Annotated in this window: 5 protein-coding genes, 1 tRNA gene and 1 rRNA gene; 6 read left to right on the forward strand and 1 reads right to left on the reverse strand. The window is 70.3% G+C overall.

Annotation, left to right across the window (positions count from 1 at the left end; translation table 11 throughout):
* Positions 1 to 148 precede the first annotated feature (148 nt).
* The 3 genes from rrf (at position 149) to ABZ956_RS20150 (ending at position 1,208) form a co-directional block, all read left to right on the forward strand.
* Positions 149 to 265: ribosomal RNA gene (rrf, locus tag ABZ956_RS20140) — 5S ribosomal RNA — on the forward strand.
* Positions 266 to 383: 118 nt separating this feature from the next.
* Complete coding sequence (locus ABZ956_RS20145) at positions 384 to 1,085, forward strand: DegT/DnrJ/EryC1/StrS family aminotransferase (protein ID WP_361895172.1); 702 nt, start codon at positions 384 to 386, stop codon at positions 1,083 to 1,085.
* 47 nt (positions 1,086 to 1,132) lie between these two features.
* Positions 1,133 to 1,208: transfer RNA gene (locus tag ABZ956_RS20150), tRNA-Thr, on the forward strand.
* Between the two features lie 72 nt (positions 1,209 to 1,280).
* On the opposite strand, the gene ABZ956_RS20155 is transcribed toward ABZ956_RS20150, so the two are convergent.
* On the reverse strand, positions 1,281 to 3,941 hold the full coding sequence (locus ABZ956_RS20155) for a SpoIIE family protein phosphatase (protein ID WP_361895175.1): 2,661 nt from the start codon (positions 3,939 to 3,941) through the stop codon (positions 1,281 to 1,283).
* A 212-nt stretch (positions 3,942 to 4,153) separates the two neighbouring features.
* On the opposite strand from ABZ956_RS20155, the gene ABZ956_RS20160 reads away from it, so the two are divergent.
* From ABZ956_RS20160 to ABZ956_RS20170, 3 genes are all read left to right on the forward strand, one after another.
* Positions 4,154 to 9,649: a HAMP domain-containing protein gene (locus ABZ956_RS20160; RefSeq protein ID WP_361895178.1), complete on the forward strand. Its 5,496-nt coding sequence runs from the start codon at positions 4,154 to 4,156 to the stop codon at positions 9,647 to 9,649.
* A gap of 244 nt (positions 9,650 to 9,893) precedes the next feature.
* Complete coding sequence (locus tag ABZ956_RS20165) at positions 9,894 to 10,580, forward strand: response regulator (protein WP_360910838.1); 687 nt, start codon at positions 9,894 to 9,896, stop codon at positions 10,578 to 10,580.
* Between the two features lie 107 nt (positions 10,581 to 10,687).
* Positions 10,688 to 13,423 (forward strand): DNA translocase FtsK, encoded by a 2,736-nt coding sequence (locus ABZ956_RS20170; RefSeq protein WP_361895181.1) that lies wholly within the window; start codon positions 10,688 to 10,690, stop codon positions 13,421 to 13,423.
* Positions 13,424 to 13,481: the final 58 nt, after the last annotated feature.

A 13,481-nucleotide genomic window follows, 5' to 3' on the forward strand; every position in this document is an offset into this window, starting at 1 on the left:
GGTTGATAGGCCAGGTGTGGAAGACCGGTAACGGTTGGAGCTGACTGGTACTAATAGGCCGAGGGCTTGTCCTCAGTTGCTCGCGTCCACTGTGTAGGTTCTGAAGTAACGACCTGTGTCCATGCCGGGTTGGTTAACTTCATAGTGTTTCGGTGGTCATAGCGTTAGGGAAACGCCCGGTTACATTCCGAACCCGGAAGCTAAGCCTTTCAGCGCCGATGGTACTGCAGGGGGGACCCTGTGGGAGAGTAGGACGCCGCCGAACAATTATTCAAAAAAGCTCTGATGTATGAACTCCGGTTCATGCGTCAGAGCTTTTTTGTTTTCACGATGAACTGTGCGGCGTCATGCCTCGTTAACGTCCCCTGGGCACCATCCGCGGCATGGGGACAGTGGAGTTGCTCAGGGCGGCAGGTGTGGGATCCGGCGACGAGGTCATCGTGCCGTCGTACGCCACGGCCGGGCCCGCCGAGGCGGTACGGGACGTGGGTGCCCGGCCGGTGTTCGCCGACATCGATCCGTACAGCTTCTGCCTCGACCCCGCTTCCGTGGCCGGCGCCGTCACCTCGCGTACCGCCGCCATCGTGCCCGTACACCTCTTCGGTCATCCCGCCGACCTGGCGGCGCTTCAAGCCGTCGCCGACGAGCGCGGATTGCGGCTGATCGAGCATGCGCCGCACGAATCCGAGCCCGAGCCCGAGTCCGACGACGCCGTGCTGCGGCGCCGGGCCCACGCCGCCTACCTCGATGCCCGCCTCTCCGGAGTCGTGACGCCGGCCGTGGCGCCTGGAGCCGTGCACCGCTACCGGTCCTACGTCGTACGGGTGCCCGGCAACGGCCGTCCCGACCGGGACGCCTTCGCCCGTGCGCTCAGGGGGCGGGGGATCGGATGCCGGGTGCCCGTGCAGACGCCGGTGCACCGACTTCCCGCGTTCCGGCGGGAGTTGTGGCTGCCCGAGACCGAGCGGGCCGCCGGCGAATGCCTTGCCCTGCCCGTACAGGCGGGGATGTCGCCGCGCGAACTGCACCGGCTGGTGGCGGTGTGCAACGCGCTCGGAGGGTTGTTGCCCGTGGCGGCCGCCTGATGGTCAAAAGCGTGTCCGAACATCGGGTATGCTTTATCTCGTTGCCGGCCCCAATAGCTCAGTCGGCAGAGCGTCTCCATGGTAAGGAGAAGGTCAACGGTTCGATTCCGTTTTGGGGCTCCACAAGAGAAAGGCCCCCGCCAGTCGGCGGGGGCCTTTCTCGTTTCCCGGGGGCCTTCTCTTTCCCCGGGGGCCTCAGGAGTCCTGAGGTTCCGGCACCCGCATGGCGAGGATGGCCATGTCGTCGGAGGCGGGCTCCGCGGCGAAACGTTCGACCGCGCGCAGGACCCGGGCCGCCACCGCGCCCGCCGTCAGGCCCGTGCAGGTCGTCAGGACGTCCGTCAGGCCGTCGTCGCCCAGCATGCGCGTGCCCTCGCGGCGCTCGGTGACGCCGTCGGTGACGCACAGCAGCACATCGCCCGGGTCCAGGGTCACGGTCTGCTCGTACAGCTCCAGGTCGTCCATGACGCCCAGGAGCGGCTGCGGGTCCGCGGCCGGCTCGACGGTGCCGTCCTGGCGCAGGCGCAGCGGCAGGGGGTGGCCGGCGCACACGACCTTGAGGATCGCGCTGCCGTCGTGCTGGGGCCACAGCTCGCCGTAGAGGAGGGTGAGGAAGCGGCTGCGGGCGCCCTCGTCGAGGATGGCGGCGTTGAGCCGCTCGAGGACCGCCGGGCCGCCGAAGCCCTCGCGGGCGAGCAGGCGCAGCGCGTGGCGGGCCAGGCCGGTGACGGCCGCCGCCTCCGGGCCCGTACCGCAGACGTCGCCGATGGCGAAGCCGTAGGCGCCGTCGCGGATGGGGAAGAGGTCGTAGAAGTCGCCGCCGACCTCGTTGCCCTCGCCGGCGGCGCGGTAGATGACCTCGACCTCCACTCCGGGGACCTCCGGGAGCTCCGGCGGGAGCAGACTGCGCTGGAGGCTCTGGCTGATGGCCGTGCGCTCGCTGTAGAGGCGGGCGTTGTCCAGGGCGAGGGCGGCGCGGCGGGAGAGGTCCTCGGCGAGTTCGAGGATCTCCTGGCGGAAGTGGTCGTCGGTGGGCTTGCCGAGGGTGAGCATGCCGATGACGCGGTTGCGGGCCACCAGGGGCAGCACGACCGTTTCGCCGCCGACGGCCGCCGCCGTGGCGAGCGAGGTGCCCGGGCCGGGGACGCGGCCGGTGGCGTCGGCGAGGCCGAGGCTGCGCAGGGAGGTGCGCAGCGCGGCGGAGTGGGCGGCCTCGGCGGGCGCGGTCCAGACGCGGGCGCCGGGGGTGGGGACCGGGTCGGGCGGGGCGACCTTGGACAGCAGGGCCTTGAGGCCGTCGATGCGGTCCTCGTCCTCGTGCAGGACGTAGGACAGCTCCGGCTCCGAGCTCTGGTCGGCGATCGTGTAGACCGCGCACCAGGTGGCCAGGGTCGGGACGGTCATCTGGGCCATGAGGGCCAGGGTCTGGTCGCGGTCGAGGGTGCCGGCGAGCAGGTCGGATGCCTCGACGAGGAAGGAGAGGGAGCCGCGGCGCAGCCGTTCCAGCTCGCCCAGGCGGGCGGACTCGACGGCGAGGGCGATGCGGTCGGCGGCGAACTGCAGGCGCAGGGCCTCTTCGTTGCCGTAGCGGCGCGGGGATTCGGCGGCGACGCCCAGGGAGCCGGTGAGGCGGCCCTCGACCTTGAGCGGCACGGTGACGACCGAGCGCATTCCGGTGTCGGCGAGGAGGGGGACGGCGCCCGGTACGGCGCTGAGGTCGTCGTGGACGGCCGGCATCCGGGCGGAGCCGTAGCGGCCCGTGCCCGCCTCGACGGGGACGCGGGCGAAGCGCTGGCGGGTGGAGGGCAGGCCGGTGGAGGCGCGTACCTCCAGTTCCGTCTCGTCGTCGGTGGCGAGCAGGAGGTAGGCGGAGTCGCCGTCGAGCATGTCGCGGGCGCGCTCGACCGTGCGCTGGAGGAGTCCGTCGAGGTCGTCGGGGGCGGGGGAGCCGATGAAGACCTCGAAGGGGTCGGTCGCCGAGCCCCGCTCGGTGGCGGCCGCGTCGGGGGCCGGGGAGCGGGGCGGGCTCTGCAGGACGGCGCGCTCCTCGTCCCGTACGAGCAGGCAGACGGTCGAGGGGGAGCCGGCGGTGTCGCGGACGCGCAGGTGGGAGGCGTAGACGGGGATGATCTTCCCGTCGGCGCCCCTTATCCCGTAGGAGCCCTCCCAGCGGGACAGGCGCAGGGCCTCGGCGATGCCGGTGGAGGTGCCGGGGGTGTGCGGCCAGGCCGCGAGGTCGGTGAGGGGCTTGCCCATGATCTGGTCGGCGGCGAAGCCGAAGAGTTCGTGGGCGTCGTCGTTCCAGGCGCTGATGCCGCCGGTGCGGTCGATCTGGATGACGGCGACGCGCACGCGGGCGTCGGCGACCGGAAGGGCCTCGGCGGGCAGGGCGGGGCCGGCGGAGCGGGTGCCCGCGGGGCGGTCGGGCAGCTCGAGGCGGAACCAGACCGTCTTGCGGGTCGCGCTGTACTCGACGCCCCAGCGGGCGGCGAGGGCGGCGCACAGCAGCAGGCCGCGGCCGCCCTCGCGGTCGACGCCGCCGAACTGGCGGGCCGGGCTCTGCACGGGCAGCTCGCGCTCGGGGTAGCGGTCGGCGACCTCGACGCGTACACCGGTGGGCATGCGCATGCACAGAACGTCGGCGGCCGTGCCGGCGTGGACGACGGCGTTGGTGACGAGTTCGCTGGTCAGGACGACGGCGTCGTCGATGACATCGGGGAAGCCCCAGCCCTGGAGGGTGTCCCGGACGAAGGCCCGGGCGGCGGCGACCGAGCGGCCGACCGGCTCGAAGGTGGCGGCAGCCCGCGCGGTGATCACAGGTCTCCTCGTAAATGTCTCGGCGATCTGCTCACACATGTGCAGCGCCCCTCCGTTGCCCTGGCCGGTTGCCAGGTTACTTACCTCCGCTGTGTGCGCGGATCCCGGTGCACAGGGATTCCACCTTGGGGGTGCCGGTGGACCGTGTGCGATGCTGCCGACTGTTATGGCCTGGTTGGGCCGGGGTGAAACACTGGGAAAGCTTGAAGCGGAAGCCCGACGATGATGATCGACCCAGCGGGAGGGACACGGTGGAGTCTGGCGCAGCGGCGCGGGGCGTGAGCACGCGCGCGAAGGGCGGACGGTCCCGGACCAACGGGACGACCGAAGTGGACACGGCTGCCCTGAACCGGCTGCGGTCGGCTCTGGAGGCGATGCGGGACGGGAATCTGCGCAAGCGGCTGACGGTCTCCGGCGACGGCGTGATGGCCGAGATCGCCGCGGTCTTCAATGAGGTGGCGGACCGCAATCTGCAGCTCACGGGCGAGCTGGCGCGGGTGCGCCGGGTGGTCGGCCGTGAGGGCAAGCTCGCGGAGCGGCTGGAGGTCGGGGCCTGCGAAGGGGCCTGGGCGGCGGCGATCGACGCGTCGAACGCCCTGGTGGACGATCTGGTGCGGCCGGTGTCCGAGGTGGGCCGGGTGCTGTCGGCGGTCGCCGAGGGCGATCTGGAGCAGCGGATGGATCTGCGCTCCCTGGGGGCCGACGGGGCGGCGCATCCGCTGCGGGGTGAGTTCCTCAAGGTCGGGCGTACGGTCAACGGGCTCGTGGACCAGCTGTCGGCGTTCACCGACGAGGTGACGCGGGTGGCGAGCGAGGTGGGCACCGAGGGCAAGCTGGGCGGCCAGGCCCGGGTGCGCGGAATGTCCGGTTCGTGGAAGGACCTGACGGACTCCGTCAACACGATGGCGTCCCGGCTCACCGCTCAAGTGCGTGATATCGCGTTGGTGACGACCGCGGTCGCCAAGGGCGATCTCTCCCGGAAGGTCACCGTTCATGTGGCCGGGGAGATGCTGGAGCTGAAGAACACCGTCAATACGATGGTGGATCAGCTGTCCTCGTTCGCCTCCGAGGTCACGCGGGTGGCCCGGGAGGTGGGTACGGAGGGCGAGCTGGGCGGTCAGGCGCAGGTGCCGGGTGTCGCGGGGGTCTGGAAGGACCTCACCGATTCGGTGAACCTCATGGCCGGCAACCTCACGGCGCAGGTGCGCGGGATCGCGCAGGTCACGACGGCCGTCGCCAACGGCGACCTGTCGCAGAAGGTCACGGTGAGCGCGCGCGGCGAGGTGGCGCAGCTGGCCGAGACCGTCAATCAGATGACGGAGACGCTGCGGACGTTCGCGGACGAGGTCACGCGTGTGGCCAGCGAGGTCGGTGCCGAGGGCCGGCTGAGCGGTCAGGCGCAGGTGCCGGGTGCGGCGGGTACGTGGAAGGACCTCACCGATTCGGTGAACACGGCCTTCCGTAATCTCACCGGCCAGGTCCGTGATATCGCGTTGGTGACGACAGCGGTCGCCAACGGCGATCTGGGGCTGAAGGTCACCGTCGACGCGGCCGGCGAGATGCTGGAGCTGAAGAACACCGTCAACGGGATGGTGGACCAGCTCCAGGCGTTCGGTGCCGAAGTCACGCGCGTGGCACGGGAGATCGGTGTCGAGGGTGAGCTCGGCGGTCAGGCGCAGGTGCCGGGTGCGGCGGGTACGTGGAAGGACCTCACCGATTCGGTGAACACGGCCTTCCGGAACCTCACCGGCCAGGTCCGTAACATCGCGCAGGTGACGACGGCGGTCGCCAACGGCGACCTGTCGCAGAAGGTCACCGTCGATGTGTCCGGCGAGATGCTGCAGTTGAAGAACACCGTGAACACGATGGTGGACCAGCTGTCGTCCTTCGCCGACCAGGTCACGCGGATGGCGCGGGACGTGGGCACGGAGGGGCGGCTCGGCGGCCAGGCCCGGGTGGACGGCGTCAGCGGCACCTGGAAGGAGTTGACCGACTCGGTCAACTTCATGGCCGGCAACCTGACTTCGCAGGTGCGGCAGATCGCGCAGGTGACCACGGCGGTGGCGCGCGGTGATCTGTCGCAGAAGATCGATGTGGATGCCCGGGGCGAGATCCTGGAGCTGAAGAACACCATCAACACGATGGTCGACCAGCTCTCCGCCTTCGCCGAGCAGGTGACCCGGGTGGCCCGCGAGGTGGGTACGGACGGCCGGCTCGGCGGTCAGGCCCAGGTGCCGGGTGTGGCTGGCGTGTGGCGTGACCTCACCGACTCGGTCAACGGCATGGCCGGCAACCTGACCACTCAGGTCCGTAACATCGCGCAGGTCGCCACGGCGGTGGCGCGCGGTGATCTGTCGCAGAAGATCGATGTGGATGCCCGGGGCGAGATCCTGGAGCTGAAGAACACCCTCAACACGATGGTGGACCAGCTCTCCTCGTTCGCCGACCAGGTCACGCGCGTGGCCCGCGAGGTGGGCACCGAGGGCATCCTGGGCGGCCAGGCGGAGGTGCAGGGTGTCTCGGGCACCTGGAAGGACCTCACGCAGTCGGTCAACTTCATGGCCAACAACCTGACGTCGCAGGTACGCAACATCGCCGAGGTGACCACGGCGGTCGCCAAGGGCGATCTCTCCAAGAAGATCACCGTCGACGCGAAGGGCGAGATCCTCGAGCTCGTCACCACGGTGAACACGATGGTGGACCAGCTGTCGGACTTCGCCGAGCAGGTCACGCGGGTGGCCCGTGAGGTGGGCACGGAGGGGCAGCTGGGCGGCCAGGCGCGGGTGCGCGACGTCACCGGCATCTGGAAGGACCTCAGCGACAACGTCAACCTGATGGCCAACAACCTGACCAGTCAGGTCCGTAACATCTCGCAGGTGGCCACCGCGGTCGCCAACGGCGACCTGACGAAGAAGGTCACGGTCGAGGCGCGCGGCGAGGTCGCGCAGCTGGCCGACACCGTCAACATCATGGTGACGACGCTGTCGTCGTTCGCGGACGAGGTCACGCGGGTGGCCCGTGAGGTGGGCACCGACGGCATCCTGGGCGGCCAGGCGCGGGTGCCGGGCGTCAGCGGCACGTGGAAGGACCTCACCGAGTCCGTGAACTCGATGGCGTCCAACCTCACCGGGCAGGTGCGCAACATCGCGATGGTGACGACCGCCATCGCCCAGGGCGACCTGACCAAGAAGATCGACATCGATGCGCGGGGCGAGATCCTCCAGCTGAAGACGACCATCAACACGATGGTCGACCAGCTGTCCTCCTTCGCCGACCAGGTGACCCGGGTGGCCCGCGAGGTAGGTACCGAGGGTCAACTGGGGGGTCAGGCTCGGGTACGCGACGTGGACGGCACGTGGCGCGACCTCACAGAGTCGGTGAACGAGATGGCGGGCAACCTGACCCGGCAGGTCCGGGCCATCGCGGAGGTCGCCACCGCGGTGACCCGCGGCGACCTCAATCTCAAGATCGACGTGGATGCGGCGGGCGAGATCCTGGAGCTCCAGGACAACATCAACACGATGATCGCCAACCTGCGCGAGACGACCCTGGCCAACAAGGAGCAGGACTGGCTCAAGGGCAACCTCGCCCGGATCTCCGGCCTGATGCAGGGCCGGCGCGACCTGGAGGACGTCGCCGGGCTCATCATGAGCGAGCTGACGCCCGTGGTCTCCGCGCAGCACGGCGCCTTCTTCCTGGCGATGCCCACGGGCCCGCAGGAGACGGAGGGCGACGACGAGGCGTACGAGCTGCGGATGCTCGGCTCGTACGGCTACTCGATGGGCTCGATGCCCACGTCCTTCCGGCCCGGTGAGTCGCTCATCGGCACGGCGGCGAAGGAGAAGCGCACGATCCTGGTGGAGAACGTCCCGCCGGGCTATCTGAAGATCGCCTCCGGCCTGGGCGAGGCGCCTCCGGCCCATGTGATCGTGCTGCCGGTGCTGTTCGAGGGCCAGATCCTCGGCGTGATCGAGCTGGCGTCCTTCCAGCCGTTCGCGCAGATCCAGAAGGACTTCCTGAACCAGATCGCCGAGATGATCGGCACCAGCGTCAACACCATCAGCGTCAACACCAAGACGGAGATGCTGCTCAAGCAGTCGCAGGAGCTGACCGAGCAGCTGCGCGAGCGCTCGGCGGAGCTGGAGAACCGGCAGAAGGCGCTGGAGATCTCCAACGCCGAGCTGGAGGAGAAGTCCGACCGGCTGGCCCGGCAGAACCGCGACATCGAGGTCAAGAACACCGAGATCGAGGAGGCCCGGCAGGTGCTCGAGGAGCGGGCCGAGCAGCTCGCGGTCTCGATGCGCTACAAGTCCGAGTTCCTCGCCAACATGTCGCACGAGCTGCGGACCCCGCTCAACTCGCTGCTGATCCTGGCCAAGCTGCTCGCCGACAACGCGGAGGGCAACCTCTCGCCCAAGCAGGTGGAGTTCGCCGAGACGATCCACGGCGCGGGCTCCGATCTGCTGCAGCTGATCAACGACATCCTGGACCTGTCCAAGGTGGAGGCGGGCAAGATGGACGTCAGCCCGAGCCGGATCGCCCTGGTCCAGCTCGTGGACTACGTGGAGGCCACCTTCCGGCCGCTGACGGCGGAGAAGGGCCTGGACTTCTCGGTGCGGGTCTCGCCGGAGCTGCCGGCCACGCTCCACACCGACGAGCAGCGGCTGCTGCAGGTGCTGCGCAACCTGCTGTCGAACGCGGTGAAGTTCACGGACACCGGCGCGGTGGAGCTGGTCATCCGGCCGGCCGGCGCGGACGTGCCGGACAGCATCCGGGAGCAGCTGCTGGAGGCGGGCTCGCTGCGCGACGCCGACGCCGACATGATCGCCTTCTCGGTGACGGACACCGGCATCGGCATCGCACAGAGCAAGATGCGGGTCATCTTCGAGGCGTTCAAGCAGGCCGACGGCACGACCAGCCGCAAGTACGGCGGTACGGGCCTGGGGCTGTCCATCAGCCGGGAGATCGCGCGGCTGCTCGGCGGCGAGATCGACGCGGCCAGTGAGCCCGGCCGGGGCTCGACCTTCACGCTCTACCTGCCGCTCAACCCCGGCGAGCTGCCGCCGCAGGGCTACCCGCAGCTGGAGGCGGACGGCCGGACGCCGGGCGCGCCGCTGAGGGCGTCCGGCGACGCGACCACCGAGGGCGACGTCTCGCCCGCGCGCCAGGCCGCCGGGCTCTTCCTGCGCCGCCGCCGGGCCGCCCAGGCCGCCGGGCAGATGGCGGCCCTGGCAGGGGCGGCCGGGCAGGACGAGCCCGGGGCGCCGGGTGCCCAGGGGGCGCGCGCGGGCGAGATCGCGCCGGCGGAGCCCTGGCTGAGCGAGGCGCATCGTCACGCGGAGGAGGCGCACAGCGGCTTCAAGGGCGCCTTCCAGGGCGAGAAGGTGCTGATCGTCGACGACGACATCCGCAACGTCTTCGCCCTCACCAGCGTGCTGGAACAGCATGGCCTGTCGGTGCTCTACGCCGAGAACGGGCGCGAGGGGATCGAGGTCCTGGAGCAGCACGACGACGTCGTGGTGGTCCTGATGGACATCATGATGCCGGAGATGGACGGCTACGCCACGACGGCGGCGATCCGCAGGATGCCGCAGTTCGCGGGGCTGCCGATCATCGCGCTCACGGCGAAGGCGATGAAGGGCGACCGGGAGAAGAGCATCGATGCCGGAGCGTCCGACTATGTCACCAAACCAGTCGATACGGATCATCTTCTGACGGTGATGGAGCAGTGGATGCGCGCAGAGTGACGGAATCTCGTTCACTATTTGACTGTCTGCTGACTGAGTGTGGCCAAAGACGTGTGGGACCGCGGTATTCGGGGAACCTTCTGGTCCCCCACCGCGTTTCTGCTACGTGCACAGTGACATCGCGGTGACAGGGTGTGGCGACAGGCGGGGTGCGGCTACCATGACCGGCACAAGGACGGGCGGCGCAAGGGAGTCGTCCCCTGGGGCGGCGCCCGGTGCACTGCCGGGGCGAGGAGGACGGGCCATGGTGCAGAAGGCCAAGATCCTCCTGGTCGATGACCGGCCGGAAAATCTGCTGGCGCTGGAGGCGATCCTCTCGGCGCTCGATCAGACACTGGTACGGGCATCGTCAGGGGAGGAAGCGCTCAAGGCGCTGCTGACGGACGACTTCGCGGTGATCCTGCTGGACGTTCAGATGCCCGGCATGGACGGGTTCGAGACCGCCGCGCACATCAAGCGGCGGGAGCGGACCCGGGACATCCCGATCATCTTCCTCACCGCCATCAACCACGGTCCGCACCACACCTTCCGCGGCTACGCGGCGGGCGCGGTCGACTACATCTCCAAGCCGTTCGACCCGTGGGTGCTGCGCGCCAAGGTCTCGGTCTTCGTCGAGCTGTACATGAAGAACTGCCAGCTGCGCGAGCAGGCCGCCCTGTTGCGCCTGCAACTGGAGAGCGGCCAGTCCGGCCGGAGCGGGGCCATCGAGCCCCAGGAGCCCGCCGGGCTGCTCGCCGAGCTCTCCGCACGGCTCGCGGCCGTCGAGGAGCAGGCCGAGGCGCTCTCCAAGCAGCTCGACGAGTCCGCCGACGCGGCCGCGGTGGCCACCGCGGCCCATCTGGAGCGCAAGCTCACCGGGCTGCGGCGCGCGCTGGACGCGCTGGAGCCGGGCACGGGAAGCGGCGCGAGCCCGCTTCCCTCCCCGAGCTGACCACCCTTTGACACCGCGTCACCCGCTTCACCACAGCACCGCGACACGAATGGGTGAACGCCCGGCCCCACGTGTACCGCACGTCGGACAACGGTAATCTCGGCACCATGGCCTCACGTACGTCCGGCAAGGGTTCCCAGAGCACGGCGGGCAACTCGAAGCAGCGCGCCGGACGGCCCGGGGGCGCTGCCAAGAAGGCACCCGCGAAGAAGACACCGGCCCGGCCCGCGCGCAAGGCCCCCGCCAGGAAGCCGGCCGCCAAGGCGGCCCCCAAGCGAGCCGGCGGAGCCCGCCGCGTCGGCCGCGGCCTGGCGCACGGCGCCGGCGGCCTCTTCCGCGGGGTCGGCCGCGGCGCCAAGGGCCTGGACCCGGCGCACCGCAAGGACGGGCTCGCCCTGCTGCTCCTGGGCGCGGCCCTCGTGGTGGCCGCCGGCACCTGGTCCAGCCTCGACGGTCCCGTGGGCGACCTCATCCGGATGCTCGTCACCGGCGCCTTCGGCCGCCTGGACCTGGTCGTACCGATACTCCTCGCCGTCATCGCGATGCGGCTGTTCCGCCACCCCGAGCGGCCCGAGGCCAACGGACGGATCGTCATCGGCCTGTCCGCGCTGGTCATCGGCGTCCTCGGCCAGGTCCACGTGGCCTGTGGCGCACCCGGGCGCGGGGACGGCTCGCAGGCGCTGCAGGACGCCGGAGGGATGATCGGCTGGGCCGCCGCCAAGCCCCTGCTCGTCACCGTCGGCGAAGTCCTGTCCGTACCGCTGCTGTTCCTGCTCACGGTCTTCGGCCTGCTGGTGGTCACCGCGACGCCGGTCAACGCCATCCCCCGGCGGCTGCGGCAGCTCGGCATCCGGCTCGGCGTCATCGAGCCGCACCCGCACGAGTACGGACCGCGTGACGGCGACGACGACTACGCGGAGTACGGCGAGGAGTGGCGCGAGGCGCCGCCCGCCCGCAGGCCCCGCCGTGCCGCCGCCGCGGCCGATCCCGGGCGTGCCGAGGAAGAGGCGCTGGACAAGCGCCGCACCTCGCGCCGCAAGGCCGTGGAGCCCCCCGCCGACCGCGAGCCGGACGCGGTGGACCTCGCCGCCGCTGCCGCCGCCTCCCTCGACGGTGCCGTCCTGCACGGCATCCCGCCCACCCCGCTCGTCGCCGACCTCGGCAGCGGCGTGCCGTCGGGGAACGACCGCCCGGACGGCGCCGTGCCGACCGCGCGCGGTGCCGGGAAGGCCGCGAAGACCGGGCAGACCGGAAAGGGCGCACGGGCCGCGGAGGCCACGCCCGGCGTCGTACCGGACCTGACCAAGCCCGCCCCCGAGCCGGCCGGCGGCCTGCCCGCGCGGGCCGAGCAGCTCCAGCTCGCCGGGGACATCACCTACTCGCTGCCCTCCCTCGGGCTGCTCGAGCGCGGCGGACCGGGCAAGACCCGCAGCGCCGCCAACGACGCCATAGTGGCCTCGCTGACCAACGTCTTCGCCGAGTTCAAGGTCGACGCCGCCGTCACCGGCTTCACCCGGGGCCCGACGGTCACGCGCTACGAGGTCGAGCTGGGCCCGGCCGTCAAGGTCGAGCGGATCACCGCCCTCACCAAGAACATCGCCTACGCCGTCGCCAGCCCGGACGTACGGATCATCAGCCCGATCCCCGGCAAGTCCGCCGTGGGCATCGAGATCCCGAACACCGACCGTGAGATGGTCAACCTCGGGGACGTGCTGCGGCTGGCGGACGCGGCCGGCGACGAGCACCCGATGCTCGTCGCGCTCGGCAAGGACGTCGAGGGGGGCTATGTGATGGCCAACCTGACGAAGATGCCGCACGTCCTGGTGGCCGGCGCCACCGGCTCCGGAAAGTCGTCCTGCATCAACTGCCTGATCACCTCGGTGATGGTGCGCGCCACCCCCGAGGACGTACGGATGGTGCTGGTCGACCCCAAGCGCGTCGAGCTGACCGCCTACGAGGGCATCCCGCACTTGATCACGCCGATCATCACCAACCCCAAGCGGGCCGCCGAAGCCCTGCAGTGGGTCGTGCGCGAGATGGACCTGCGCTACGACGACCTGGCCGCCTACGGCTTCCGGCACATCGACGACTTCAACGCCGCCGTGCGCGCGGGGAAGGTCAAGCCGCCCGAGGGCAGCGGCCGGGAGCTGTCGCCCTACCCGTATCTGCTGGTCATCGTGGACGAGCTCGCCGACCTGATGATGGTGGCCCCGCGCGACGTCGAGGACTCGATCGTGCGGATCACCCAGCTCGCGCGCGCCGCCGGCATCCACCTCGTGCTCGCCACCCAGCGACCGTCCGTCGACGTCGTCACGGGTCTGATCAAGGCGAATGTCCCCTCCCGGCTCGCCTTCGCCACCTCCTCGCTCGCCGACAGCCGGGTCATCCTCGACCAGCCCGGCGCCGAGAAGCTCATCGGCAAGGGCGACGGCCTCTTCCTGCCGATGGGGGCCAACAAGCCCATCCGCATGCAGGGCGCCTTTGTGACGGAGGCCGAGGTCGCGGCCATCGTCAAGCACTGCAAGGACCAGATGGCGCCGGTCTTCCGCGACGACGTCACCGTCGGCACGTCGAAGAAGAAGGAGATCGACGAGGAGATCGGCGACGACCTGGACCTGCTGTGCCAGGCGGCCGAACTGGTCGTCTCCACCCAGTTCGGGTCGACCTCGATGCTGCAGCGGAAATTGCGTGTGGGATTCGCCAAGGCGGGAAGGCTCATGGACCTGATGGAGTCGCGCGGCATCGTGGGGCCCAGCGAGGGTTCCAAGGCCCGCGACGTCCTGGTGAAGCCCGACGAGCTGGACGGGGTCCTCGCGATCATCCGCGGGGAGGACCAGCCGTAGCAGCTGGAAAAGATCCCTGACCAACCGTTTCTCTCGGGCCCGAGCGGAGTTGAGCGAG

The organism is Streptomyces sp. NPDC046261 (assembly GCF_040646235.1).
GTDB lineage: Bacteria > Actinomycetota > Actinomycetes > Streptomycetales > Streptomycetaceae > Streptomyces.

Excerpts from the sequence above, each read along its gene's own strand:
- ABZ956_RS20145 (WP_361895172.1), top strand. The coding sequence starts at position 384 with ATGGGGACAGTGGAGTTGCTCAGGGCGGCAGGTGTGGGATCCGGCGAC.
- ABZ956_RS20155 (WP_361895175.1), bottom strand. The coding sequence starts at position 3,941 with ATGTGTGAGCAGATCGCCGAGACATTTACGAGGAGACCTGTGATCACC.
- ABZ956_RS20165 (WP_360910838.1), top strand. The coding sequence starts at position 9,894 with ATGGTGCAGAAGGCCAAGATCCTCCTGGTCGATGACCGGCCGGAAAAT.
- ABZ956_RS20170 (WP_361895181.1), top strand. The coding sequence starts at position 10,688 with ATGGCCTCACGTACGTCCGGCAAGGGTTCCCAGAGCACGGCGGGCAAC.